A 2,577-nucleotide genomic window follows, 5' to 3' on the forward strand; every position below is an offset into this window, starting at 1 on the left:
TAGCCCATAGTACTTGTTCTTCGGTTCTTATTTCGGAACTGCCTTTTGTGCTCGTTTCTTTTCGGTTCTATTTTTGAAACTCATATCTTCTTGTATTTACCTCTTTATTTTATATTGATTATTATTCGATTACTTTTCGTTTATTCTCCCTGTTTTCGATATAATTTTTATTATTTTAAACCTACTTTATTCTCTATTTTGTCTATTAAATCTTTGGTTTTTTAGTTCTTTATTTAGAACTTTATATTTCTTAGTTTTTTCTTTTACTTTTCTTAAAATAAAGCATAATAAAAAGGCGTCATATCAGTGTATGACACCTCTTAGGTTAGTGGTTTATCTATTTTCATGACCGTGATAATTCTCTGGTGTACCTCCTAGCTGGTGGAACCTTTCGTACATGTAGCTTGAAAGCTCCTCAAACGCCGTATTTAAGCGGCTAAACGCATTTCTCGTACCGATATATTCTCGGTCTTCTAACAACGCTCTTCGCGTATATGCGACTTCCTTTGCAAATGCAACGTTTAAATCATAAGATTGTGAGTTTTTATTTCTACTTTGAAAATACTCTAAACCTGCACTCTTGATAGGGTTTAAAAGGTCTAGAAGCGGTTGCGGGTCGGGTCTTAACCCTCGCTCTTCAGCAATACTCGGTCGTGCGTCTGTGAGTATCTCAACCTCTTTTGCATAACCACCATCTTCTAAATCAGCGATAACTTCGTCAACTTCTTTTTGTACGTCTTCTCCTTGCTCTAACGCCTCTCTATAGCGTACAAAACCACTTGTATAATCACTTCTTAGCTTATCTATCTTCTTAACGATACTTTCCGCTGTATCTTGCTGTCCGTCTTCCATTGCGTCGATCAAGTCCATCAACACATTAAGTTCCTCAATTTCAATTTTACGGACTTTGAGTAACCTCCACGCCTCACCAATGCTATCTTCGTTCAAATCGCCCTCTAGGTTTTCTCTAGCACGCTTTAATTGATTAACCGACGGTTGACTGTCGTCATCGTCTAAATCTTCTTCTATCGCCTCTATATGCTCATCTATACGGTCTCTTGCACTCTTTGCTACGTTTTTTACGTCTGCGTCTATGTCTAGCTTATCGCCTTGTTTAAGTACTCGCTGCTGCACTTTGCCTAAGGCGTGTGAAAGGTTGCTATACTCTTGTCTTAACACATTCATATACTCATAACGTGCCTCTAAACTGCTTAAATAAGGTTCCATTAAGCCTTGTGCCTCATTCATCATTTGTTCTATCGTCAGGAATTTATCTAAATTCGTTGTTGCCATTACTCAATCCCCCTTAACACAATCTCTGTTCTTGGATTATCCATCTCTTGAAACTTGCCCATCGATACCATTGCAACACGACTATCTTTAACATCTAGCCCTCTGAAAATACCATCAAGCACGGCTTTAAGTAAGTTATCTATATCAGGTGCTGTGGTTCTCGTTAGCTTTTTTAGTCGTTTCTGGCTTTTAGGTGCTTGTACATAAAACATCACTTCGGCTTTAACGCCTAACTCGGTATTAATCACATCATAGAAATCATCATTAATCGCTTTATCTTTTGCCAATTGGTCTTGGATAGCGTCTAAATAGTCGCTATATGCTTGGTCATAATACGTAATTGTTCGCCCATCATCTAATCGTCGGGTACGTGGTCTAGGCGTTCCCATTGGCGCAAGATTAATTGTATATCGCCACACTTTAGCCATCGCTGATCAACTCCTATTTATCTTGTTGGTCTCGCTTTTGTGCGTCCCAAAATTCCGAAATTCTATCTGCTTCACTCGCTTTATACGCTCGCTCTTTTTCAACACGTTCTGGACTGTCTTTAGGTAACGCTTTGATTTCTTCTAACATCGCTTGTCTTTCTGCATTGTGTCGGGTTACAACATCAGTCTTATTAGGGTTTTTAGCGTTTTCTACTGTTGGCGTCGGCTTATTGTTGTATCCCAAATAATCCATATTCATATCTTTCGTATGTTTTTGTATCACTTTGGCTTGTGATTGTAAGTCTACGTCTGATTTTTTCTTTGGCTTTTCATACTTCTCTGGGTGTTCTATATGGTCGTTAAATAGCGCTATAACAGTGTTTAATTGATTTAAAGTAAACACTTCTCCTAAAGCATAAAACGGGCTTTCGAGTTCTGACATCGTTTTGATTTGTTTCTTATATCTAAAGATCGCCGTCTTACCTAACCCTAAATTATCAGCAAGTAATTTCCAATGTGCGTCATTTACAATCCATTCTGCGATATTTTCACTTTTTGCCTTCGCCATGCTTAACGGTTTTTGTGTTTTCGTATTTGCCATAACAAGTCACTCCTTAATGTATTAATATTTATTATTTACTCAAATGCGTATATCTATATTTACAGTTATACTTATCATCTTATTTACGCTTATAAGTAAACAACCAACTTTGCCCTGTAATTATGGTTAGGGACGATTTTTTGTTATTTATAGCAATAATTAAAAATTTAATTATTAACTTATTTACGTTCTTAAGTATGAGTATATTTACAGGCTTACTTATAATCTTACTTACGATTTAATTTATTTTTATAA

At 36.5% G+C, this 2,577-nt stretch carries 3 protein-coding genes; all 3 read right to left on the bottom strand.

Annotated features, from left to right (window positions below; genetic code table 11):
- Positions 1–333 precede the first annotated feature (333 nt).
- Positions 334–1,134 carry a hypothetical protein gene (locus SBL15_RS12860; protein WP_317956223.1) on the bottom strand — a complete coding sequence of 267 codons (801 nt, stop codon included), beginning with the start codon at positions 1,132–1,134 and terminating at the stop codon, positions 334–336.
- A 158-nt stretch (positions 1,135–1,292) separates the two neighbouring features.
- On the bottom strand, positions 1,293–1,721 hold the full coding sequence (locus SBL15_RS12865; protein WP_070046239.1) for a RusA family crossover junction endodeoxyribonuclease: 429 nt from the start codon (positions 1,719–1,721) through the stop codon (positions 1,293–1,295).
- Between the two features lie 13 nt (positions 1,722–1,734).
- Positions 1,735–2,322, bottom strand: a complete 588-nt coding sequence (locus SBL15_RS12870; RefSeq protein ID WP_070046238.1) for a hypothetical protein — start codon at positions 2,320–2,322, stop codon at positions 1,735–1,737.
- Positions 2,323–2,577 lie beyond the last annotated feature (255 nt).

This window comes from Staphylococcus sp. NWU MKU2 (genome assembly GCF_033283605.1).
Taxonomy (GTDB): Bacteria; Bacillota; Bacilli; order Staphylococcales; family Staphylococcaceae; genus Staphylococcus; species Staphylococcus haemolyticus.